Consider the following 23472-nt stretch of genomic DNA (forward strand, 5'->3'; position numbering starts at 1 on the left):
GTAATCGGACACATCTACGGCTTGAGGGGTTGCGCCTTATTACTGACGGGTAGCATCATCGTAGAGGTCAGCTGATGGACCTACGCCTGCCTGTCGCCCGACCCGCACCACTCCCCGGGGCGCTGTGCGCCACTGCTATTGATTACGGAGCCTTCCCATGGGGCACTACAAGTCGAATCTCCGCGACATCGAGTTCAACCTCTTCGAGGTCCTCGGGCGCGACAAGGTGTACGGCACCGGTCCGTTCGGTGAGATGGATGTCGACACCGCGAAGAGCATCCTGGACGAGATCGCGCGCCTCGCGGAGAACGAGCTCGCCGACTCCTACGCCGACGCCGACCGCAACCCGCCGGTCTTCGACCCGGAGACCAAGACCGCCCCGGTCCCGGCGAGCTTCAAGAAGTCGTACCAGGCCTTCATGGACTCCGAGTACTGGCGTCTGGGGCTCCCCGAGGAGATCGGCGGCACCACGTCGCCCCGCTCCCTGATCTGGGGCTACGCGGAGCTGCTGCTCGGCGCGAACCCGGCCGTGTGGATGTACTCCTCCGGCCCGGCGTTCGCCGGCATCCTCTTCGACGAGGGCAACGAGGAGCAGAAGAAGATCGCGGAGATCGCCGTCGAGAAGCAGTGGGGCTCGACGATGGTGCTGACCGAGCCGGACGCCGGCTCCGACGTCGGCGCCGGCCGGACGAAGGCCGTGCGGCAGGAGGACGGCTCCTGGCACATCGAGGGTGTGAAGCGCTTCATCACCTCGGGCGAGCACGACATGTCCGAGAACATCATCCACTACGTGCTGGCCCGCCCCGAGGGCGCCGGACCCGGCACCAAGGGCCTCTCGCTCTTCATGGTCCCGAAGTTCCACTTCGACTGGACCACCGGCGAGCTGGGCGAGCGCAACGGCGTGTACGCGACGAACGTCGAGCACAAGATGGGCCTCAAGGCCTCCAACACCTGCGAGATGACGTTCGGCGACCAGCACCCCGCCAAGGGCTGGCTGATCGGCGACAAGCACGACGGCATCCGCCAGATGTTCCGCATCATCGAGTTCGCCCGCATGATGGTCGGCACGAAGGCCATCGCCGCCCTCTCCGCGGGCTACCTGAACGCGCTGGAGTACGCCAAGGAGCGCGTCCAGGGTCCGGACCTGGCGAACTTCATGGACAAGTCGGCGCCCAAGGTCACCATCACGCACCACCCCGACGTGCGCCGCTCGCTCATGACGCAGAAGGCGTACGCCGAGGGCATGCGCTCCCTCGTGCTGTACACCGCCTCCGTCCAGGACGCGATCCAGGAGCAGGAGGCCGCGGGCGAGGACGCCAAGGCGCTCAACGGCCTCAACGACCTGCTGCTGCCGATCGTGAAGGGCTACGGCTCCGAGAAGTCCTACGAGCAGCTCGCGCAGTCGCTCCAGACCTTCGGCGGCTCCGGCTACCTCCAGGAGTACCCGGTCGAGCAGTACATCCGGGACGCCAAGATCGACACCCTCTACGAGGGCACCACCGCGATCCAGGGCCAGGACTTCTTCTTCCGGAAGATCGTCCGCGACCAGGGCGCCTCGCTCAACACGCTCTCCGAGGAGATCAAGAAGTTCCTCGCGGGCGCCCACGGCAACGAGGAGCTGGCCCCGGCGCTGGACTCGCTCGCCAAGGCCGCCGTGGACCTGGAGGCGATCGTCGGCACGATGATCACCGACCTCACCGCGACCGGCGAGGACGTCAAGAACATCTACAAGGTGGGCCTCAACACGACCCGCCTGCTGATGGCCTCCGGCGATGTCGTCGTCGGCTACCTGCTGCTCAAGGGCGCGGCCGTGGCGGCCGAGAAGCTGCCGACCGCCTCCGCCAAGGACGTCGCCTTCTACCAGGGCAAGATCGCCGCCGCGAAGTTCTTCGCCGCGAACGTCCTGCCGGGCGTCTCCACCGAGCGCGCGCTCGCCGAGTCGGTCGACAACTCGCTGATGGAGCTGGACGAGGCCGCGTTCTAGGACCTCGCCCGCCCGGCGAACCGACAGCGCCGCCATCCGGAATTCCTCCGGGTGGCGGCGCTGTCGTCATGGATCTCCCGGTCACCGGATACCGGACCCCGGGTCCTCGTTACAGTGAAGAACATGAGTTCCCCTCTCCGGTTCGACCGTGCGCACACCGATGACCTGATGTCCTTCCTGGCGGCCAGCCCGTCCCCGTACCACGCCGTGGCCAACGCCGCCGCCCGGCTGGAGGAGGCCGGCTTCCGACAGGTCGAGGAGACCGCCGCCTGGGACGCGACGGCCGGCGGGAAGTACGTGCTGCGCGGCGGGGCGATCATCGCCTGGTACGTGCCGGAGGGCGCGCGGGCGCACACCCCGTTCCGGATCGCCGGGGCGCACACCGACTCCCCGAACCTGCGGGTGAAGCCGCTGCCCGACACCGGGGCGCACGGCTGGCGTCAGATCGCGGTCGAGGTCTACGGCGGCACCCTGCTGAACACCTGGCTCGACCGGGACCTGGGCCTGGCCGGGCGGATCTCCCTGCGGGACGGCACCCACCGGCTGGTCAACATCGACCGGGCGCTGCTGCGCGTGCCGCAGCTGGCCGTGCACCTGGACCGGTCGGCCAACACCGAGGGGCTCAAGCTCGACCGGCAGAAGCACATGCAGCCGATCTGGGGGCTCGGCGAGGTCGAGGAGGGCGACCTGATCCGTTTCGTCGCCGAGGAGGCGGGCGTCGACGCGGAGGACGTCACCGGCTGGGACCTGATGCCGCACGCCATCGAGCCGCCCTCGTACCTGGGCCGGGACCGGGAGCTGGTGGCCGGGCCCCGGATGGACAACCTCCTCTCGGTGCACGCCGCGACCGCCGCTCTGGCCGCCGTCGCTGGACAGGACGACGCCGACATCCCGTACATCCCGGTGCTCGCCGCCTTCGACCACGAGGAGAACGGCTCCCAGTCCGACACCGGGGCCGACGGGCCGCTGCTGGGCTCGGTGCTGGAGCGCTCGGTGTTCGCGCGCGGAGGCACGTACGAGGACCGCGCCCGCGCCTTCGCCGGGACGGTCTGCCTCTCCTCCGACACCGGCCACGCCGTGCACCCCAACTACGCGGAGCGGCACGACCCGACGCACCACCCGGTCGCCAACGGCGGGCCGATCCTCAAGGTCAACGTCAACATGCGGTACGCCACCGACGGCAGCGGCCGTGCGGTGTTCGCCGCGGCCTGCGAGAAGGCGGGCATGCCGTGGCAGAGCTTCGTGTCCAACAACGCGATGCCCTGCGGCACCACGATCGGACCGATCACCGCGGCCCGGCACGGCATCCAGACCGTGGACATCGGCGTGGCGATCCTCTCGATGCACAGCGCGCGTGAGCTGTGCGGCGCCGACGACCCGTATCTGCTGGCGAACGCGCTCGTCGCGTTCCTGGCCGGCTGACCGGAAGCCGCCCAACCGCCTCCTCACACATGGTTGTTGCCGGGCCGGGTACGCGACTCGTACACCGGCCCGGACTCACCGGGCGGTCGAGGAGGCGGGATTCATGGGACTCGGAGGATGCATTCTCCTGATCGGTGGGGGCGCGATCCTGGCGTTCGCCACGGACTGGCAGATGGACACCGTCAACGTCAGCCTGGTCGGCTGGATCATGATGCTCGTCGGCCTCGTGGGGGTCTTCGTCTACATGAGCATCGCGCGGCGCCGCCGGATGGTCGTGCCGCCCACCACCACCACCGTCGTCTCGGACGACGAGCACCGCTACCGCTGACGACCCGCACGACGACCGGTCCGCACTGCCGCTGACGGCCCGTGCGACCACCGGTCGGCGTGAACGGCCGAAAGCCGTCACCGCGTCGCTCGGCTCTGCGCGGGACCTGCGGAATCCCCGATATTCTGGGGCGGATCCCGCGCCCCCACCGTGGGTGCGTCCCGCCCGGAAGGGGAGCCGCTCGTGGAGTTCCGGCTGCTCGGCACGGTCTCCGTCGAAACGCTCACCGGGCCCCTTCCCCTGGGGCCGGCCAAACGGCGCAGTCTGCTCGCCGCTCTGCTGCTGTCCGCCAACACGCCCGTCTCCCTGGGGCGGTTGACGGAGTGCCTGTGGGACGACGAGCCGCCGTCCCAGGCCCGTGGCGTCATCCAGGGCCATGTCTCCCGGCTGCGCGCCCTGTTGGCGGGCGCGGACGCGGAGGCGTACGGAGTGGAGCTGGCCACCCTCGGCGACGCGTACGTGCTGCGGGCCCCGGAGACGCTGCTGGACTCGCAGCGGTTCGAGGAACTGCTGATGCTGGCACGGGAGCAGCGCGGCCCCGCCGACGCCGTGCTGATGTTCAAGGAGGCCCTGTCGCTGTGGCAGGGCCCGGCGCTCAGCGGGGCGTTCGCCGGTCCGCCGCTCCGGGTGGCCGCGCACTCCCTGGAGGAATCGCGGCTGGCGACGGTCGAGCAGCTGTCCCGCGCGTACGGGGCGCTCGGCGAGCACCACCGGGCCGCCGCCCTGCTGACGGCGGAGACGGCGGCGCATCCGCTGCGCGAGTCGCTGGCCGCGGAACTGATGCTGGCCCTGTTCCGGGCGGGGCGGCAGTCGGAGGCCCTGGACCGTTTCCACCGTACGAGGCGGCTCCTCGCCGACGAGCTGGGCATCGACCCGGGGCACGAGCTCGCCGACGCCTACGCGCTGATCCTGCGCGGCGCCCCGGGGCCCCCGGGCGCCGCCCCGCCGAAGTCCGCCGAGGCCTCCCCTGCCGCCGTGCCGCCCGGCTCCGGGGGCTCGTCCGGCGCCGGGGGTCCGTCCCGTGTCGCCGGGGGCGGTACGGACGCAGCCGCTCCCGCCCCGCCGCGTCCGCCGTTCCCGGCCGCTCCCCCGTCCCCCGCCGGCGACCCGCACCCCGTCGACCTGCTGCCCCGCGCGCCCCGCGGCTTCCACGGGCGCGCCGCCGAGCTGGCCGCGCTCAGCCGCTCGGCGGCGGGCGAGGCGCCCGTCTGTCTGGTCACCGGGCCGGCCGGGGTCGGCAAGACCGCGCTGGCCCTCCAGTGGGCGCACCGCAACCCCGCGCTCTTCCCGGACGGGCGGCTCTTCGCCGACCTGCGCGGGTTCAGCGCGGCCGGGGAACCCGCGCTCATCGACGTCCTGCGGGAGTTCCTGCTCGCGCTCGGCGTCTCCCCGCGCCGCGTTCCGGAGTCCGTGCCGGCCGCCGCCGCGCTGTTCCGCTCGCTGACCGCCCGCCGCAGGCTGCTGGTGGTCCTGGACAACGCCCGCGACTCCGCCACCGTCAGGACCCTGCTGCCGGGCGGCGCCGACTGCGTCACGCTGGTCACCAGCCGCCACCGGCTGGAGGGGCTCATCGCCTCGGACGCCGCCCGGCCGGTCCCGCTCGACACGCTGGAGACCGACGACGGCACGGCGCTGCTCGCCGGAGTGCTGGGGGAGGAGCGGGTCCTCGCCGAACCGGTGGCGGCCCGCCGGCTCTCCGAGCTGTGCGGCGGACTGCCCCTCGCCCTGCGCGTCACCGCGGCCCGCCTGGCGGGACGGCCCCGCTGGACGCTGGCCGCGCTGGCCGGCGAACTGGCCGACGAGCGCGGGCGCCTGGCGTATCTCGACGTGGACGACACCGGGGTCGCCGCCGCGCTGCGGCTCACCGTCCAGCATCTGCCGCCCGGGGCCGTCCACCAGCTCGCGCGGCTCGGCCACCATCCCGGCGGCCACTACGACCCGTACGCGGCGGCCGCGCTCGCGGGGACGGATCCGGTCACCGCGAGGGCGGCGCTGGAGCAACTGGCCGCCGCCCACCTCGTCACCGAGACCGCCCCCGGGCGGTGGGTCCTGCACGACCTGGTGCGCCTCTACGCCCGGAGCCTGGACCCGGCGTCCGCGCGCGAGGCCCTGATCGGGGTGCTCGACCACTGCATCGCCACCGCCCTGGCCGCCGCCGACACGGCGGAGCCCGGCGGCGAGCCCTGCTTCGTGCTCCCGGAGGACTTCCGCCGGCCCAGCGCCGTACAGGACTTCGCCGACCGTGCGGAGGCGATGCGCTGGCTGGCCACCGAGCGCGAGGACCTCGCGCTGACCGCCCTCGCGGCCCGGGAGGCGGGGCTCGACGACCGGGCCTGGCGGATCATCCTGCTCCAGTGGCCGCAGATGGTGTGGCGGGTGCGGGACAGCTGGTCCCCGCTGCTGGAACTGGCCCTGGAGTCGGCGCGCGCCGAGAAGGACGCGTACGCGGAGTCGAGGGTGCTCACGCTGCTGGGCTGGGTGCTGACGGAGGAGGGCCGTACCGCCGAGGCCGCGGCTCTGCTGGAGCGCTCGCCCGTGCTCGCCCGGGAGGCCGGCGACCCGCTGGGCGAGGCGACCGCGCTGGTCAACCTGGCGGTCGTCCAGGCCGAACTGGGCGAGCTCCCCACCGCACTGGAGAACTGCGCGCGCGCCGTCGAACTGACCCGCAGGGAGGGGGACCGGCACACGGAGATGCTCACGCTCCAGCACCTCGCCCGGATGCACCTCACCGCGCACCGCCCCCAGGAAGCCCTCGACTGTGCCCGGACCGCGCTCGACCTGGGACCCGAGCACGAGGAAGCGGCACGCCGCTCGCTGCTGCTGGCCGTCTGCGGCGAGGCCCGACTGGCCCTGGGCGACGAGGAGGACGGCGTACGGCTGCTGGACCGGGCCGCGCAGGAGGCGGAACGGGACGGCTACGACGAGGGGGCCGTACGGGCCCTGGAGGCGCTGCTGCGGGTGTCCTCGCGGACGGAGTTCCGGCGGCGCCACGACGAGGCGCTGCGACGGCTCGCCGAGGAGAGCTGAGCGGAGCGGACCCTCCGGTGCGGTACCGCCGGACCCGACGTCAGCAGGACGTCAGCGGGACAGCAGCGATACGTGAGCGGCGGCGGGCAGAGTCGTTCCTGTCAGCCGCTCAAGGGCGAGCGTCTTGACCGGACGTCCGCCTCACCGTCACTTCGGGGGAATCTCCATGCGCACCTTCCGCAACCGCACCACCGTCCTGGCCGCCGCGACCACGGCCGCCCTCGCTCTCACGCTCACCGCCTGCGGCGACAACGGCACCGGCACCCGTTCGGAGGGCTCGGCGGCGAGCGACTCCGCGACCGTCGCCGCCGAGACCCCGAAGGCCGCCGACGACGCGGCCGGGACCGGCACCACGGGATCCACCGGCAGCGGCACCGGAACCGCGCAGGCCGCGGGCACCACCAAGAGCGCCGGCGGCTCCGGGGACTCCGCCGGCACGTCCGCCAAGGCCTCCGCTCCCCTCTGCACGGCGGAGGGTCTGCAGATCACCGCCGAGCGTCAGGACGGCCCGCCCTACACCCACCTCACGCTGAGCGCGAAGAACACCTCCGGCGCCGGCTGCGAGATGAAGGAATACCCGCACACCCACTTCCTGGACAACGCGCGGGGCATCGTCCCGCCCGTCGCCAAGAGCAAGCCGCAGACCCCGGTGATCCTGGAGCCCGGTCAGTCCGCCTATGTCGCGGTGCGCATGTCCGAGGGCGGCCGCAAGGAGAGCACCGAGACGGTGAAGGAGTTCACGGTCACGCTGAAGGCCAACGGCGGCGGCATGGCGGTCGTGAAGTCCCCCGCCCCCGAGGGCCTCTCCGTCAACCCGCAGAAGTGGGCCACGGGCTACTGGACCACCGAGCTGCGCAACGGCGCCGACGACTTCTAGGCGGCCCGGGCGGGCCGCCTGTCGTCCCCCTCAGTCCTGCTCGTCCATGCCCGCCAGCACCAGTGGCAGCCGGGGCGTTCCCTCCGCGGTCACGCGGACGGGGACGCCCCAGTCCTGTTGGTGCACATGGCAGGCCGGGTACTCGTTGGCCGGGTCGTCGTCGCAGGACGCCGCCATGGCGGACACGTGCAGCACGCCCTCGGTGACCCCGTCCGCGAGGACCAGGTCGCGCCCGAGGTCCGTCCCCGCGCCGGAGCCCTCCGCCAGCAGCTCGGGCGGGGTCGCGGAGACCAGCAGCCGGGTCGAGGGGCCGTAGCGGGTGTCCAGCTTCTGGCCCGAGGGCGCCTGGAAGACGACGTCGAGGCGGAGGGCGCCCGGGGCGATCTCGGTGGCGGCCCGCCGGGTGCGGTGCGCCTGGTCGGCGACCCGGACCGCCTCCTCGGGCAGCCGGAGCCGGGTGAGCCGGTGGCGGGCCGACTCGACGACGACCAGATCGCCGTCGACCAGCACCGCGTCGCTGGGCTCGCGGACGTCGGTGGCCAGGGTGGTGACCTCGCCGGAGGCCGGGTCGTACCGGCGCAGGGCGTGGTTGTACGTGTCGCTGATCGCGACGGACCCGTCGGGCAGCGCGGTCACGCCGAGCGGGTGCTGGAGGAGTGCCTGGTCGGCGGCCCCGTCGCGGTGGCCGAAGTCGAAGAGGCCGGTGCCGACGGCGGTGCGGACGTGCTCGTCGCGGTCGACCCAGCGCAGCGAGGAGGTCTCCGAGTCGGCGACCCAGAGCCGCTCCCCGTCGGCGGAGACGGCGAGCCCGGACGGCTGGGCGAACCAGGCCTCGGCGGCCGGCCCGTCGACCAGGCCCTCGTTGGTGGTCCCGGCGGCGACGCGTACGGTCGCGCTCTCCGGGTCGTACGTCCACAGCTGGTGCACGCCCGCCATGGCGATCCACAGCCGGTCGCCGAACCAGGCGACGTCCCACGGCGAGGAGAGGTCCACCTCGCGCGCCGGACCGCTGGTCGGGGCCCCCTGCCACCACTGGCGGCCGGTCCCGGCGAGCGTGCTGGTCACGCCGGTCGTGAGGTCCAGGGCGCGGATGGCGTGGTTGACGGTGTCCGCGACGGCGACCCGGCCGTCCGGGAGCACGGCGAGGCCCTGCGGTTCGCTGAACCGGGCCTCGTCCGGGCCGCCGTCGCTCAACCCGCGTTCGCCCGTGCCGAAGTGGCGGCGTACGGTCTCGCCGTCGGCGTCCAGCTCGACCAGGCGGTGGCGGGTGGTGTCGGAGACCAGGAAGCCCCCGTCCGGCAGGAGGAGCGCCTTGCCGGGGAAGCGCAGGTGCGTGGCGACGGGCTCGGGCGCCACGTAGGGGCCGTCGCCGCGGCGGAGCGTGCCCTTGGCGGCGTGCTCGGCCTCCAGCTCCTCGACGAGCTTCTCGATGGCGTGTGCGTGGCCCTCGCCCGCGTGCTGGGCGACGACGTAGCCCTCGGGGTCGATCACGACGAGCGTCGGCCAGGCCCGTACGGCGTACTGCTTCCAGGTGGCCAGCTCGGGGTCGTCGAGGACGGGGTGGTGGACCTCGTAGCGCTCGACGGCGTCGACGACGGCCCGGTGCTCGGCCTCGTGGACGAACTTCGGCGAATGGACGCCGATGATCACCACGGTGTCGCGGTGCTTCTCCTCCAGCTCGCGCAGCTCGTCCAGGACATGCAGACAGTTCACACAGCAGAACGTCCAGAAGTCGAGGATGACGATGCGCCCTCGCAGGTCAGCGAGGGTGTACTGCTGGTCGCCTGTATTGAGCCAGCCGCCCTTGCCGATGAGTTCGGGGGCGCGGACGCGTGCACGTGATGCCATGCCACCAGTCAACACCGTGACCGCCTGCACGCATTCCGCCGGACCCCGGGGGAACCTGTGTCGCATGAGACTTCTCGTACGTGAGCGGCTGTTCGCCATCGGCGACGACTACTGGATCGAGGACGACGGGGGCCGCAAGGTCTTCCTGGTCGACGGCAAGGCGATGCGGCTGCGCGACACCTTCGAGCTGAAGGACGCCGACGGCCGGATCCTGGTCGAACTGCGGCAGAAGCTGATCAGCCTGCGCGACACGATGCTCATCGAGCGGGGTGGCGAGGAGCTGGCCAAGGTCAAGCGCAAGCGGCTGTCGCTGCTCCGCAACCACTACCGGGTGACGTTGGTGGACGGCACGGAGCTGGACGTCAGCGGCAGGATCCTGGACCGCGAGTTCGCCATCGAGTACGACGGCGAACTGCTGGCCCAGATCTCGCGCCGATGGCTCACCCTCCGGGACACGTACGGCATCGACGTCGTCCGGGACGACGCCGACACCGCGCTGCTCATCGCGGTGGCGATGTGCGTGATCGTGCTGGCGGACAAGGAGAACGAGGACTGAGCGGCTGCCCGTGCGCGGGAGTTCGCCGTTTCACGTACGCGCGCGCTGTTTCACGTGAAACAGCGAACCCCGGGATGTCCTCTAGGAGCTGAGGCGCGGCGGGGCCAGCCCCAGCCGGCGGTCCTTCAGCGCCGGGAACTGCTCCCGGGTCGCACGCACCTTGTCCGCGTCCAGCTCGACGGTCAGGACCTCTTCGTCCGCGCCTGCCTGGGCCAGCACCTCGCCCCAGGGGTCGACGACGATGCTGTGCCCGGCCTGCTGGATGTCACCGTGGGTGCCCGACGTTCCGACGGCGAGCACGTAGGACTGGTTCTCCACGGCGCGGGCCTGCGCCAGGAGCGTCCAGTGGGCGCGGCGCCGCTCGGGCCAGCCCGCCACGACGACCAGCGCCTCGGCGCCCGCGTCGACGAGCCCCCGGAACTGTTCCGGGAAGCGCAGGTCGTAACAGGTGGCGAGGCCCAGGGTGGTGTCCGGCAGCGCGACGGTCACCAGCTCCTCGCCCGCGCCCATCATCACCGCCTCGCCCTTGTCGAAGCCGAAGCGGTGGATCTTGCGGTAGACGGCCGTGCGCTCGCCCTGGGGCGAGAAGACCAGGCTGGTGTTGTAAAGGGTGCCGTCGTCCGCCCGTTCGACGAAGGAGCCGGCGTGCAGCCAGGTCCCGGCCTCGGCGGCGGCCTTCGCCATCACCTCGTGCGTGGGGCCCTCCAGCGGCTCGGCCTCCGCCTCGAAGGCGGTGTAGGCGAATGCCCCGACCGGCCATAGTTCAGGGAGAACCACCAGGTCAGCGCCCTGCTGGGCGACCACCAACGAGGCCGCTCGTACCCTGCGGTCCTCGACGGATTCGTCCGGGTCCACTGCGATCTGGATGAGGGAGGCGCGCACACTACCACCGTCCTGGCATTCGAGCCGTCAACACGGGCCTACGATCGTCACACCAAAGCACTGCCGGGGTGCCTGCTCGCAGCGTAACTTGGACCCACCGCCGGGTGGGTCCGGCGGTCGAACCTCCCACGCAGCTCGCCGACAGCGCCGTCAGTGCCAGCCCACCCGCCAGCACTCCCTGCTCTCCAGCCCATGCACCGCAGAACCGCACGAGGGGTCCCGTGACCGTCCATCCCAGCCTCCAGCCCTACACCGACGCCGCGACCCACTCCATCGAGGCGATAGCCGAGCTGGTGAAGCCCCTCGCCGAGGGCGAGTGGAACCGCCGTACGCCCTGCCCGGGATGGTCGGTGCGCGACATCGTGTCGCACGTCATCGGCATGGAGTGCGAGATGCTCGGCGACCCCCGGCCGATCCACACCCTGCCGCGCGACCTCTACCACGTACAGAGCGACTTCGCCCGCTACATGGAGATGCAGGTCGACGTCCGGCGGCACCACACCTCCCCGGAGATCACCGCCGAGCTGGAGTACGTCCTCATCCGCCGGGCCCGCCAGATCCGCAACGAGTCGCGCAGCCCCGAGACCAAGGTCCGCGCGCCGCTGGGCGCCGAGCAGACCCTCGAAACGGCGCTGAACCTGCGGGCCTTCGACGTCTGGGTGCACGAGCAGGACCTGCGCGCCACGCTCGGGCAGCCCGGCAACCTGGACTCCCCCGGCGCCCTGATCACCCGGGACATGCTGCTCGCCGGACTGCCGAAGGTGGTCGCCAAGAAGGCCGGCGCACCCGCGAATTCGGCGGTCGTCTTCGACGTGCACGGGCCGGTGGAGTTCCTGCGCACCGTACGGGTCGACGCGGAGGGCCGCGGTTCGGTGGACGGCGCGCCCTCGCTGGGCCCCGCCGTGACGCTGTCGCTGGACTGGGAGACGTACGTCCGGCTCGCCTGCGGCCGGGTCCGTCACACGGCGGTCGCCGACCGGATCAAGGTCGAGGGCGACCAGGAGCTCGCCACCGCGATCCTGGACAACTTCGCCGTGACCCCGTAGCACCGGCCCCGTGCCCCGGCGGCGCCCGTCCCGGACCATGGGCGACGGGCGCGCCGCCGAGCGCGAAGGAGACGGCTACGCCGGTACGTGCACGGCCTCGACGCGGCTCACCACGTGGTGCTCACGCTCCCTGAGCGCCGCCCGACGGCGCAGCCGCAGGATCTGGCTGACGCCGAGCGCCTCCAGGACGAAGACCGAGGCGAACGCGATGCGGTAGTTGTCGCCCGTGGCGTCCAACAAGACCCCGACGGCGAACAGGGTCGTCATCGAGGCGACGAACCCGCCCATGTTGACGATTCCCGAGGCGGTGCCCTGGCGCTCGGGCGGATTGGCCGGCCGGGCGAAGTCGAAGCCGACCATCGAGGCCGGTCCGCAGGTGCCGAGCACCACGCACAGGACGACCAGCAGCCACATCGGCGTGTGGTCGGCCGGGTAGAAGATCGCGGACGCCCAGAGCAGGGCCGTCGTCGCCACCGTGCCCAGCGCGATCGGGACCCGTGCCTCGTGGTGGCGGGCGATGATCTGCCCGTAGACGAGCCCCACCACCATGTTGGACAGCACCACCAGGGTGAGCAGGGTGCCCGCCGTGCCCCGGCTCAGCCCCTGCGCCTCGACCAGGAACGGCATCCCCCACAACAGCAGGAACACCATCGCCGGGAACTGGGTGGTGAAGTGCACCCACATCCCGAGCCGGGTCCCCGGCTCCCGCCAGGAGGCGGCGATCTGCCGACGGACGTACGCGGCCCCGGCGTGCTCGGCGGGCGGCGGCTCGTGGCCCTCGGGGTGGTCCTTGAGGAACAACAGGAGCGGCACCAGCACGACGACACCGGCCAGCGAGCTGCCGACGAACGTCGCGGTCCAGCCGTAGCTGTGCAGCGCCCGCGCGATGAACAGCGTCGAGACGAGGTTGCCCGCCATCCCGAACAGCGCCGCGACCTGGCCGATCAGCGGTCCGCGCCGGGCCGGGAACCAGCGGCTGCCGAGCCGCAGCACGCTGATGAACGTCATCGCGTCACCGCAGCCGAGCAGCGCGCGGGCCGCCAGCGCCATGCCGTACGAGGGGGAGAGCGCGAAGCCGAGCTGCCCGACGGTGAACAGGACGGCCCCGATGGTGAGGACCTTCTTGGTGCCGAGCCGGTCGACCATCAGGCCGACGGGTATCTGCATGCCCGCGTAGACGAGGAGCTGGAGGATCGAGAACGTGGACAGCGCCGAGGCGTTGACGTCGAACCGGTCGGCGGCGTCGAGTCCGGCGACGCCCAGGCTCGTACGGAAGATGATCGCGACGAAGTAGACGGCGACACCGATGCCCCAGATCCAGCCGGCACGCCGGCCTCCGGGCGGGTCACCGGGCAGCGACAGGGTGGGCGCGGCCGCCGAACTCACCGGTCCTCACCCCGCACCAGCACCCGCACCCGGCCGACATGGCGGCGCACGACCAGGGCCGCCAGGTCGGCGTCCCCGGCCCGGATCGCCTCCAGCAGCTCACCGTGCTCGGTGATGTTGGCCTCGATCCTGCCCGGGTGGGCCTCCATCACCGCGACGCCCATCCGCAGCTGACGGTCGCGCAGCTGGTCGTAGAGGCGCGAGAGGATCTCGTTGCCCGCGTTCTTCACGATCTCCGCGTGGAAACAGCGGTCCTTGACGGCCACCTCCGCCAGGTCGCCGTCCTCCGCCAACTGCCGCTGCTCCTGAAGGAGCTGTTCCAGCCGGGCGATCAACTGCGCGGACGCGGGCACCGCCTTGCGCGCGGCGAACTCCTCGACCAGCAGCCGGGTCTCCACCACGTCCTTGATCTCCTGCGCGGAGACGGCGAGCACGAGGGCGCCCTTCTTCGGGTAGAGCTTGATCAGCCCCTCGACCTCCAGCCGCAGCAGCGCCTCGCGCACCGGCGTCCGGGAGACGCCGACCGCGTCGGCGAGGTCCCCTTCGGTGAGCAGCGTCCCGCCCTCGTAGCGGCGGTCCAGGACGGCTTCCTTGATGTGCGTGTAGACGCGCTCGGCGGCGGGCGGGCGCTTCAGGGAGGAGGTCGGCGGCTGTACGGGGGCGGAGGGCGCGGCAGACATGCGCACAGCATAGATACAACATGGACGCATGAGGGAGAGGCGTCCGGATCCTGGACCGGCACAGCGGCCCGCACCGACGGAATCGACCGGAAGTCGAGCCTCCGCCCCCGGGCGCGCACCGCCCGCCCCGCCCCATGGTCAAGCCTGCGCAAATTCACCCGATCAGTAACACATCCATTGCCCCGCCCCAGGAGTCTCACCTGCGAGCGGCACCCTTATGTGGCCGCATATCAGGGGCATTTGGAGCGTTCAGTTGAAAATCGGCATCAAGCGCATCAATCGCGTCACCGTCACGGCCACCGTGACCCTCACCGCCGGTGCGGTGCTCGCGGGCAGCGCCTTCGCCTCCACGGCGCACGCCGCCACGCCGCCGACTCCGAAGATCGTCGCCAAGGGCGGCTTCGTGATGAACAACGGCACGGGTAAGACCCTCTTCACCAAGTCCGCGGACACCCGCCGTTCCACGGGCTCCACCACCAAGATCATGACGGCCCTGGTGGTCCTGTCGCAGAAGAACGTGAACCTGAAGTCCAAGGTCACGGTCCAGAAGGCGTACAGCGACTACATCGTCAAGAAGAACGCCTCGTCCGCCCGGCTGATCGTCGGCGACAAGCCCACCGTGGGCCAGCTCCTCTACGGCCTGATGCTCCCCTCCGGCTGCGACGCCGCGTACGCCCTGGCCGACAAGTTCGGCTCCGGCAAGACCCGTGCGGCCCGCGTGAAGTCGTTCATCGGCAAGATGAACGCCACGGCGAAGAGCCTCAAGCTCAAGAACACCCGCTTCGACTCGTTCGACGGCATAGGGGGCGGCAACAACTACTCGACCCCCCGTGACCTGACGAAGATCGCCAGCAAGGCGATGAAGAACTCCACGTTCCGCTCGATCGTCAAGACCAAGTCGACGAAGCAGAAGGTGACCACGAAGAGCGGCGGCTACCGCTACATGTCGTGGAGCAACACCAACAAGATGCTCAGCAGCTACAGCGGCGACATCGGCGTCAAGACCGGCTCCGGCCCGACCGCCAAGTACTGCCTGGTCTTCGCCGCGACCCGCAAGGGCAAGACGGTCATCGGCACGGTGCTCACGTCGTCCTCCGAGGCGAACCGCACGGCCGACGCGAAGAAGCTGATGGACTACGGCTTCAAGAAGTAGCGCGGAGAACGGCATACGAAGGGGCCCTGCCCGCACCCACGGTGCGAGCAGGGCCCCTTTGCGTACAGGCTGCCGACAAACGCGCTACGCCCAGGTGATCAGGCGCTTCGGCTGCTCCAGGATCGCCGCCACATCGGCCAGCACCTTGGAGCCCAGCTCGCCGTCGACCAGACGGTGGTCGAACGACAGGGCCAGCGTGGTGACCTGACGCGGCTTCACCTTGCCCTTGTGGACCCACGGCTGGAGCTTGATCGCGCCGACCGCCAGGATCGCGGACTCGCCCGGGTTGAGGATCGGCGTACCGGTGTCGACACCGAAGACGCCGACGTTGGTGATGGTCACCGTGCCGCCCGCCATCGCCGCCGGGGACGTCTTGCCGTCCCGGGCCGTGGTGACCAGCTCGCCCAGGGCCGCCGCGAGCTGCGGCAGCGTCTTGTCGTGCGCGTCCTTGATGTTCGGCACGATCAGACCGCGCGGGGTGGCCGCCGCGATGCCCAGGTTCACGTAGTGCTTCTGCACGATCTCCTGGTTGGCCTCGTCCCAGGCGGCGTTGACCTCGGGGTTCCGCTTGATCGCCACGAGGAGGGCCTTGGCGATGATCAGGAGCGGGTTGACCCGCACCCCCGCCATGTCCTTGTCCTCCTTGAGCTCGGCCACGAGCTTCATCGTGCGCGTCACGTCGACCGTGACGAACTCGGTGACGTGCGGCGCGGTGAACGCGCTGCCCACCATCGCCTGCGCGATGGCCTTGCGGACGCCCTTGACCGGGATACGGGTCTCCCGGGCGGAGGCGGGGACAGCGGCTGCCGGAGCCTCTGCGGTCACCGGCGCGGGCGCCGGCGGAACCGGGGCCGCCCCGGGAGCCACGGCCGGAGCCGCCGCCGCGTGGACGTCCTCGCGGGTGATGATGCCGTCCTTGCCGGTCGGCACCACCGTCGCGAGGTCGATGCCCAGATCCTTGGCGAGCTTGCGGACCGGGGGCTTGGCGAGCGGACGGCCGCCGTCCTGGGCACCGGCCTGTGCCGGCACCGAGGGAGCGGGAGCGGCAGCAGCGGGCGCCGCGTGCCCGTTCAGCTCGGCCTGCACCGCGGCCGCGACGGCGGCGGCCTCCGGAGCGGCCGACGCCCCCTTGCGCGGGCGGCGCTTCGTGGAGGACTCGGCGACGCCGTAGCCCACCAGGACCGGCGTACGGCCCTTCGGCGCGTCACCGTCGCCCGAACCGGCGGCCTCCACCGGCTCCTGGACCGGAGCGGCGGCGGCCGGGGCCGGAGCAGGCGCGTCACCGCTGCCCGGGGCCACGTCGATCGCGATGATCACCTGGCCGACGTCGACGGTCGTGCCCTCGGGGAAGCGCAGCTCGTGCACCACCCCGTCGAACGGGATCGGCAGCTCGACGGCCGCCTTCGCGGTCTCGACCTCGCACACGACCTGTCCGTCGGTGACGGTGTCGCCGGGCTGGACGAACCACTTGAGGATCTCGGCCTCGGTCAGTCCTTCGCCCACATCGGGCATCTTGAACTCACGGAAGCGAGCAGACGTTTCGGTCATCGTCGTCACGAACCCTCTCCTCAGAACGCCAGCGAGCGGTCGACGGCGTCGAGCACCCGGTCCAGGCCGGGCAGATACTCGTCCTCCAGCCGGGCCGGCGGGTAGGGGACGTGGTAGCCGCCGACCCGCAGCACGGGGGCTTCGAGGTGGTAGAAGCAGCGCTCGGTGATCCGGGCGGCGATCTCCGCGCCGGAGCCGTAGAAGACGGGCGCCTCGTGGACGACCACGACCCGGCCGGTCTTCTCCGCCGACGCCTGGACGGCGTCGAAATCGATCGGGGACATCGAGCGCAGGTCCAGGACCTCGATCGACTTGCCCTCCTCCTGGGCGGCCGCGGCCGCTTCCAGGCAGACCTTCACCATCGGCCCGTACGCGACGAGCGTGAGGTCACTGCCCTCGCGGACGGTCACGGCCTTGTGCAGCGGGCCGGGGATGGACTCGGTGTCGACCTCGCCCTTGTCCCAGTAACGCCGCTTGGGCTCGAAGAAGATGATCGGGTCGTCGCTCTGGACGGCCTGCTGCATCATCCAGTAGGCGTCGCTCGCGTTGGACGGCGAGACCACCTTGAGGCCCGCGACGTGCGCGAAGAGCGCCTCGGGGGACTCGCTGTGGTGCTCGACCGCGCCGATGCCGCCGCCGTACGGGATACGGACGACGACCGGCAGCTTGATCTTGCCGAGCGCGCGGGCGTGCATCTTGGCGAGCTGCGTGACGATCTGGTCGTACGCGGGGAAGACGAAACCGTCGAACTGGATCTCGACGATCGGGCGGTAGCCGCGCAGGGCCAGGCCGATCGCCGTGCCGACGATGCCGGACTCGGCGAGCGGGGTGTCGATCACCCGGTCCTCGCCGAAGTCCTTCTGGAGTCCGTCGGTGATACGGAAGACGCCGCCGAGCTTGCCGACGTCCTCACCCATGATGAGGACCTTGGGGTCGTTGTCGAGGGCGAGGCGGAGCGACTCGTTGAGCGCTTTCGCGATGGACATCTTTTCCACGGCCATGGCTACTTGCCCTCCTCGGCAGAGTCGGCGAACGATGCCTGGTAGGCGGCGAACTGGGCCCGCTCCTCGTCCACGAGGGAGCTGCCGTCGGCGTAGCCGTGCTCGAACAGAGCCATCGGGTCCGGGTCGGGCATCGCGCGCACCGCTTCCCGCACCCGCTTGCCGAGGGTCTCGCTCTCCTCGTCCAGGGCGGTGAAGAAGGCCTCGTCCGCGAGCTTCTCCTTCTCCAGGTACGAGCGCAGCCGCAGGATCGGGTCCTTGGCCTCCCACGCGGCCCGCTCCTCGTCGGCCCGGTACTTCGTCGGGTCGTCGGAGGTGGTGTGGGCGCCCATCCGGTAGGTGAACGCCTCGACGAGGGTCGGGCCCTCGCCCCGGCGCGCGCGCTCCAGCGCGGAGCGGGTGACGGCCAGGCAGGCGAGGACGTCGTTGCCGTCGACCCGGACGCCGGGGAAGCCGTAGCCCTGGGCGCGCTGGTAGAGCGGCACGCGGGTCTGGCGCTCGGTGGGCTCGGAGATGGCCCACTGGTTGTTCTGGCAGAAGAAGACGACCGGAGCGTTGTAGACCGCGGAGAAGGTGAACGACTCGGCGACGTCGCCCTGGCTGGAGGCCCCGTCACCGAAGTACGCGATCACGGCGGAGTCCGCGCCGTCCTTGGCGACGCCCATGGCGTAGCCGGTGGCGTGCAGCGTCTGCGAGCCGATGACGATCGTGTACAGGTGGAAGTTGTTGCTGTTCGGGTCCCAGCCGCCGTGGTTCACCCCGCGGAACATCCCGAGCAGGTTGGTCGGGTCGACACCGCGACACCAGGCGACCCCGTGCTCCCGGTAGGTCGGGAAGACGTAGTCGTCGTCGCGCAGGGCCCGGCCACTGCCGATCTGGGCGGCCTCCTGGCCGAGCAGCGAGGCCCACAGGCCCAGCTCGCCCTGACGCTGGAGGGCGGTCGCCTCGGCGTCGAAGCGGCGGGTGAGAACCATGTCCCGGTACAGGCCGCGCAGCTCGTCGGCGCTCAGGTCGATGCTGTAGTCCGGGTGCTCGACGCGCTCGCCCTCGGGCGTCAGCAGCTGTACGAGCTGGGGCTCGGAACTCTGCGGCTTCTTCGCGGCGCTGGTCCGCTTACTGGTGCGTCGCGGTTTACGCGCGGCAGCAGTGCTCTCCACGGTCACGTGCGTGCTCCTCCGTCGGTCCGGCCCCCGGGGTCTGCCGGGAACCAGTGCGGCTCGCCTGGATCCGGAGCCGCGCACGGGGTGGGTGCCGGTCGGCCGGAGTCAGGCGTGACAGGTGCCCCGGCGAGCGCCCTGTCATAGGCACGTTACCCAGTGCGTCGCAGAACTGCGAAACCCTATCTGACCTGCGATTTTGCTTGGATTTCCAAGTAAATCGAAAAAATCGCGAAGCTCTGCTGGTCAGGGCACTGGAAACAGCCTTGCAGGCCGCCGGAACAACGGCACGTTATCCCGCGGATCAGCCCCAGGGAAGAGCGGAGCAGAGGCGAGTGTGTGAGACTGCGATCGTGCGCGAAGATGGAAAAATCACGGTATTTCTGCTCGATGATCACGAGGTCGTCCGGCGTGGCGTCCATGAGCTGCTCTCCGTCGAGGCGGACATCGAGGTGGTCGGCGAGGCCGGTACGGCCGCGGACGCCCTGGTGCGGATCCCGGCGACGCGTCCCGACGTGGCGGTGCTCGACGTACGGCTGCCGGACGGCAGCGGGGTGGAGGTGTGCCGGGAAGTCCGTTCCCAGGACGAGAACATCAAATGCCTGATGCTCACCTCGTACGCCGATGACGAGGCGCTTTTCGACGCGATCATGGCGGGTGCCTCGGGATATGTGCTGAAGGCGATCCGCGGCAATGAACTGCTGAATGCCGTACGGGACGTGGCGGCCGGAAAATCCCTGCTGGACCCGGTAGCGACCGCCCGGGTGCTGGAGCGGCTGCGCGACGGCGGCACCGGCAGGGGCGACGACAAGCTCGCCGGCCTCACCGAACAGGAACGCAAGATCCTGGACCTGATCGGCGAGGGACTGACCAACCGGGTCATCGGGGAACGCCTGCACCTCGCCGAGAAGACCATCAAGAACTACGTCTCCAGTCTGCTGTCCAAGCTGGGCATGGAGCGCCGCTCGCAGGCCGCCGCGTACGTCGCGCGGCTCCAGGCCGAGCGCCGCTGAGCCGCCGCGCGCCGCGGCGGGACTTTGGTCCCGTGCCACCCGGGGCAGGCGACTCTTACGCTCCCCCTACGGCCGGGGGACAGTGGAATCCATGTCCTTCGACGAACTCCCCGCGGCCGGGACGATCCGGCGGGCCCCGACCGGCACGATCGAGCGGACCGAGCCGATCCGGAGAGTCGAGCCCATCGAACTGCTCCGCCGCGTCCCGTACGGCCGCCTCGCGACCAGCATGCGGGCCCTGCCGTTCCTGACGGTGGCCCGGCACATCGTGTGCGACGGCCGCATCCTGCTGCGGATGCACAGCGGCTTCGGCCACCACGAGGCGTGCGACGGGAGCGTCGTGGCGTACGGCGCGGACAACTACAACGACGCGGCCTCCGGCGACGGCGGCGACCTGTGGTCGGTGCAGTTCACCGGCCCCGCCGAGATCGTGCACCCCTGTCCCGAACAGGAGCGACTGTTCGGGGCCGCGCCCGTCTCCGTCAACGAGGAGCCCTTCGCTCCGGCCTATCTCCGGGTCGACCCCCACTTCGTCACGGAACACACGCTGAACTTCTGAGGTGTCGAGGCTCCGGGAGGGGTGTCCGGCAGCCCCGGCCCTTTCCGGGACGTCAGCCCACTAGCGCACCTCCGGGCGTGACCGCAAGTCCGCCGAGCGGCCACGCAGAGTGATCTAACATCTGGTAAGTGCCGCGCTCATATGTCACTCGTCCACCTGTTCCCCCGGTCGGCGAGGTGCTGCGCCGTTACCCGGGCGTGGGCGAGCCGCTCGCCTGCGAGCCGATCACCAAAGGCCTGCTGAACCACGGATACCGCGTCTCCACCACGAGCGGCTCCTACTTTCTCAAGCACCATCTCGACAAGAGGCACCTGGACGACACCAGCGGCGAACGCGCCGCGATCGTGCGCCAGCACCGCGCCACCCAACGCCTGCAGTCGCTCGGCGTGCCCGTCGTCCCGCCCCTGACGGACACCCGGGGCGACACCGTCACCGTGATCGGCGAACGGTGCTACGCCCTGCACCCCTGGGTCGACGGCCTCCACCGGGTCGGCTCCCAGCTGACCCTCTCCCAGTCCCGTCGGCTCGGAGCGCTCCTGGGGGCCGTGCACACCGGCCTGGAACAGGTGATGGCGCCGCGCGACGGCCCGCATCCGACGAGCCCGCCCGCCCGGCCGGGGCACCGCAGCCCGGACGCCGCCGACACCTTCGAGCTGATCGACGACCTGCTGGCCGCCGCACGCGGGCAGGAGGACCGGGACGCCCCCCGCGACGCCTTCGACGAACTCGCCGTGCACCGGCTCGTGGAGCGCCGCGCCCTGCTCGAACAGCACGCCCACCGTCGCCCGCCCACTCCGGACGGGCCCGCCACCGGCTGGGTGCACGGGGACTTCCACCCGCTGAACCTGCTCTACCGGGGCGCCGACCCGGTCGCGATCGTCGACTGGGACCGGCTGGCCGTACAGCCGCGCGCCGAGGAGGCGGTACGGGCGGCGGCGATCTTCTTCGTCCGCCCGGCCGGGGAGCTGGACCTCGCGAAGGTTCGGGCGTACGCCCGCGCCTACCGGCGGGCCGCCGGGGCGGGGGCCGCGGAGCTGGCGGCCGCGGTGCACCGGGTGTGGTGGGAGCGGCTCAACGACTTCTGGATACTCCGCTGGCGCTATCGCCTCGACGACCGCAGGGCCGACCCGCAGTTCCCCGCGGTGTCGGCCCTGGCGGTGTGGTGGACGCGGGAGTACGAGGCGGTGTGCGCGGCCTTCACGGAGTGAAGCGGTGCACCACCGCGTGAGCCCGGCGCGCGCCACGAGGGCGCACGCCGGGCTCAGGGGGTGGTGCGGTGGTGCGTTATCCCGTCGTGGCGCCGAGCGCCGTCTCGCCGGGCGTCGTGCCCGTACCGCCGTCGTCGCCGGCCCCGCCGTCGTCGCCGGCTCCGCCCGGGGTGCCGGGGTCGGTGGTCGGGTCGGTCGGCTCACCGGTGGGCTCGCCGCTGCTGCCCTCGTTGGTGTTGCCGTCCGATGCCCCGGCGTCCGTGTCGGTCGGGGTCGGGGACGGGGTGAACGAGGGCTCGCTCGGGGTCGGGTCCGGGGTCCACGGCGGCGGATTGGGCTCCGTCTGACCGCCGGTGGAGGTGTCCGGGTCCTCCGGCTCGTCGCTCTCCTCCTCCTCGGTCGGCTCCTCCGAGGGCTCCTCCTCGGACTGGCTGACCGAGGTGGACGGCGTGACCGGATCCTTCTTCCCGCCGCTGTCCTTCGCGGCGTTGACGGCGAAGGCGACCCCCGCGCCGATCGCGATCAGCGCGAGCAGGACGAAGAGCCACATCTTGCCGCGCCCGCCGCCGGACCGTCGCCGGCCGCCGCCGTCGTAACCCCCGTCGTCCGGGTTGTACGGCGGCAGGATCGGGCCCTGCGAGGTGTCCCCGTGCATCGGGTGGCCCATCGCGCGGGTGGAGCCGGACATCCCGTGCGGCGGGGTCTGGCCCCCCTCGTGCAGCGCGACCGGGCCGGTGTTCCACGTGCCCGTGTGGCCGCCCTGCACCTGGAGCATCTGCAGGCTGTACTGGACGAGCCCGCGCATCTCCTCGGCGCTCTGGAACCGGTCGTCCGGGTCCTTCGCCAGCGCGCGCATCGCCATACCGTCCAGCTCCGGCGGCACCACGTCCGAGACCTCGGACGGCGGCACCGGGATGTCCTGGACGTGCTGGTAGACCACGGAGAGCGGGGTCTCACCGGTGAACGGGGGCCGCAGCGCCAGCAGTTCGTAGAGCAGACAGCCGGTGGCGTACAGGTCGGACCGGTGGTCGACGGCCTTGCCGAGCGCCTGCTCGGGGGAGAGGTACTGCGGAGTGCCCATGACCATGCCGGTCTGGGTCATCGTCGACTGCGCGCCGTGCAGCGCGCGGGCGATGCCGAAGTCCATCACCTTGACCGCGCCGGAATCCGTGATGATCACGTTGGCGGGCTTGATGTCGCGGTGCACGATCCCGTGCTGGTGCGAGTACGCGAGGGCTTCGAGCACCCCCGAGACGATGATCAGCGCCTGCTCGGGCGGCGGGGCCTCCGCGGTCAGGAGCAGATCGCGGATGGTGCGGCCCTCGACCAGCTCCATCACGATGTACGGCACGGTCTGGCCGCCCACGACGTCCTCGCCTGAGTCGTACACGGCGACGATCGCGTGGTGGTTGAGGCCCGCGACGGACTGTGCCTCGCGGGTGAAGCGCGCCTTGGAGACCGGGTCCTCGGCCAGGTCGGAACGGAGCAGCTTCACCGCGACCGTACGTCCGAGCCGGACGTCCTCCGCCGCGTAGACCTCCGCCATGCCGCCCCGGCCGAGCCGGTAGGTCATCCGGTAGCGTCCGTCACCGACGACGCCGCCGACACCCCAGGCGTCGGAGCCATCCGAAACTCCGCCGCCGTTTGCTTCGGAATCGGGTGCCATCAGTCCTCGCCGTCGTATCTGTCCGCGCGTCCGCGGGTTCTCACGGTGCCTTGCTGCATTGCCACGTCACGCTACAGCCTCCGCCGGACACCACGGTTCCGCTGCGGCAGGATCATCGGACCGCCCGGCGC

Annotated in this window: 19 protein-coding genes; 11 read left to right on the plus strand and 8 right to left on the minus strand. The window is 71.4% G+C overall.

The annotated features are described in order from the left end of the window. The first annotated feature begins 157 nt into the window (after positions 1-157). From IE272_RS09670 to IE272_RS09690, 5 genes are all read left to right on the plus strand, one after another. Positions 158-1984 (plus strand): acyl-CoA dehydrogenase, encoded by a 1827-nt coding sequence (locus IE272_RS09670; RefSeq protein WP_050358332.1) that lies wholly within the window; start codon positions 158-160, stop codon positions 1982-1984. 123 nt (positions 1985-2107) lie between these two features. Then, entirely contained in the window at positions 2108-3406 is a 1299-nt protein-coding gene (locus tag IE272_RS09675) for a M18 family aminopeptidase (RefSeq protein WP_190006658.1), read from the plus strand. Between the two features lie 103 nt (positions 3407-3509). Next, positions 3510-3734, plus strand: coding sequence for a DUF6458 family protein (locus tag IE272_RS09680; RefSeq protein WP_190006659.1), 225 nt, complete (start codon positions 3510-3512; stop codon positions 3732-3734). Between the two features lie 183 nt (positions 3735-3917). After that, on the plus strand, positions 3918-6761 hold the full coding sequence (locus IE272_RS09685) for an AfsR/SARP family transcriptional regulator (RefSeq protein ID WP_190006660.1): 2844 nt from the start codon (positions 3918-3920) through the stop codon (positions 6759-6761). A gap of 166 nt (positions 6762-6927) precedes the next feature. Beyond that, positions 6928-7638 carry a DUF4232 domain-containing protein gene (locus IE272_RS09690; protein ID WP_190006661.1) on the plus strand — a complete coding sequence of 237 codons (711 nt, stop codon included), beginning with the start codon at positions 6928-6930 and terminating at the stop codon, positions 7636-7638. A 30-nt stretch (positions 7639-7668) separates the two neighbouring features. Here IE272_RS09690 and IE272_RS09695 read toward each other — a convergent pair whose 3' ends face one another. Further along, positions 7669-9486: an NHL domain-containing thioredoxin family protein gene (locus IE272_RS09695; protein ID WP_056702082.1), complete on the minus strand. Its 1818-nt coding sequence runs from the start codon at positions 9484-9486 to the stop codon at positions 7669-7671. A gap of 64 nt (positions 9487-9550) precedes the next feature. On the opposite strand from IE272_RS09695, the gene IE272_RS09700 reads away from it, so the two are divergent. Further along, positions 9551-10042: an LURP-one-related/scramblase family protein gene (locus IE272_RS09700; RefSeq protein ID WP_056702084.1), complete on the plus strand. Its 492-nt coding sequence runs from the start codon at positions 9551-9553 to the stop codon at positions 10040-10042. An 81-nt stretch (positions 10043-10123) separates the two neighbouring features. Here IE272_RS09700 and IE272_RS09705 read toward each other — a convergent pair whose 3' ends face one another. Beyond that, complete coding sequence (locus IE272_RS09705) at positions 10124-10924, minus strand: carbon-nitrogen family hydrolase (protein ID WP_057664597.1); 801 nt, start codon at positions 10922-10924, stop codon at positions 10124-10126. A gap of 221 nt (positions 10925-11145) precedes the next feature. Here IE272_RS09705 and IE272_RS09710 point away from each other — a divergent pair, with 221 nt between their 5' ends. Next, positions 11146-11970 carry a maleylpyruvate isomerase family mycothiol-dependent enzyme gene (locus IE272_RS09710; RefSeq protein ID WP_007447875.1) on the plus strand — a complete coding sequence of 275 codons (825 nt, stop codon included), beginning with the start codon at positions 11146-11148 and terminating at the stop codon, positions 11968-11970. A 75-nt stretch (positions 11971-12045) separates the two neighbouring features. On the opposite strand, the gene IE272_RS09715 is transcribed toward IE272_RS09710, so the two are convergent. After that, positions 12046-13356, minus strand: a complete 1311-nt coding sequence (locus IE272_RS09715; RefSeq protein ID WP_050358325.1) for an MFS transporter — start codon at positions 13354-13356, stop codon at positions 12046-12048. Then, positions 13353-14036, minus strand: a complete 684-nt coding sequence (locus tag IE272_RS09720) for a GntR family transcriptional regulator (protein WP_190006662.1) — start codon at positions 14034-14036, stop codon at positions 13353-13355. Before IE272_RS09720 ends, IE272_RS09715 begins: the two co-directional genes overlap by 4 nt. Before the next feature lie 253 nt (positions 14037-14289). Between IE272_RS09720 and IE272_RS09725 the strand changes: the two genes are divergently transcribed. Beyond that, positions 14290-15189 carry a D-alanyl-D-alanine carboxypeptidase family protein gene (locus tag IE272_RS09725; protein WP_050358323.1) on the plus strand — a complete coding sequence of 300 codons (900 nt, stop codon included), beginning with the start codon at positions 14290-14292 and terminating at the stop codon, positions 15187-15189. Positions 15190-15273: 84 nt separating this feature from the next. Here the strand turns inward: IE272_RS09725 and IE272_RS09730 are convergent, their stop codons facing one another. The 3 genes from IE272_RS09730 to pdhA are packed head-to-tail and all read right to left on the minus strand — an operon-like array spanning position 15274 to position 18901. Beyond that, on the minus strand, positions 15274-16746 hold the full coding sequence (locus IE272_RS09730) for a dihydrolipoamide acetyltransferase family protein (protein ID WP_098891405.1): 1473 nt from the start codon (positions 16744-16746) through the stop codon (positions 15274-15276). 11 nt (positions 16747-16757) lie between these two features. Beyond that, positions 16758-17738, minus strand: coding sequence for an alpha-ketoacid dehydrogenase subunit beta (locus IE272_RS09735; RefSeq protein WP_050358321.1), 981 nt, complete (start codon positions 17736-17738; stop codon positions 16758-16760). 2 nt (positions 17739-17740) lie between these two features. After that, entirely contained in the window at positions 17741-18901 is a 1161-nt protein-coding gene (gene pdhA / locus IE272_RS09740) for a pyruvate dehydrogenase (acetyl-transferring) E1 component subunit alpha (protein WP_050358320.1), read from the minus strand. 347 nt (positions 18902-19248) lie between these two features. On the opposite strand from pdhA, the gene IE272_RS09745 reads away from it, so the two are divergent. From IE272_RS09745 to IE272_RS09755, 3 genes are all read left to right on the plus strand, one after another. Further along, positions 19249-19908 (plus strand): response regulator, encoded by a 660-nt coding sequence (locus IE272_RS09745; protein ID WP_050358319.1) that lies wholly within the window; start codon positions 19249-19251, stop codon positions 19906-19908. A 91-nt stretch (positions 19909-19999) separates the two neighbouring features. Further along, positions 20000-20467, plus strand: a complete 468-nt coding sequence (locus IE272_RS09750) for a pyridoxamine 5'-phosphate oxidase family protein (RefSeq protein ID WP_190006663.1) — start codon at positions 20000-20002, stop codon at positions 20465-20467. A gap of 176 nt (positions 20468-20643) precedes the next feature. Beyond that, positions 20644-21675 carry a phosphotransferase gene (locus IE272_RS09755; RefSeq protein WP_050358317.1) on the plus strand — a complete coding sequence of 344 codons (1032 nt, stop codon included), beginning with the start codon at positions 20644-20646 and terminating at the stop codon, positions 21673-21675. 76 nt (positions 21676-21751) lie between these two features. Here the strand turns inward: IE272_RS09755 and IE272_RS09760 are convergent, their stop codons facing one another. Continuing rightward, positions 21752-23341 carry a protein kinase domain-containing protein gene (locus IE272_RS09760; RefSeq protein WP_050358316.1) on the minus strand — a complete coding sequence of 530 codons (1590 nt, stop codon included), beginning with the start codon at positions 23339-23341 and terminating at the stop codon, positions 21752-21754. Positions 23342-23472: the final 131 nt, after the last annotated feature.

Source organism: Streptomyces anulatus (assembly GCF_014650675.1).
GTDB lineage: Bacteria > Actinomycetota > Actinomycetes > Streptomycetales > Streptomycetaceae > Streptomyces > Streptomyces anulatus.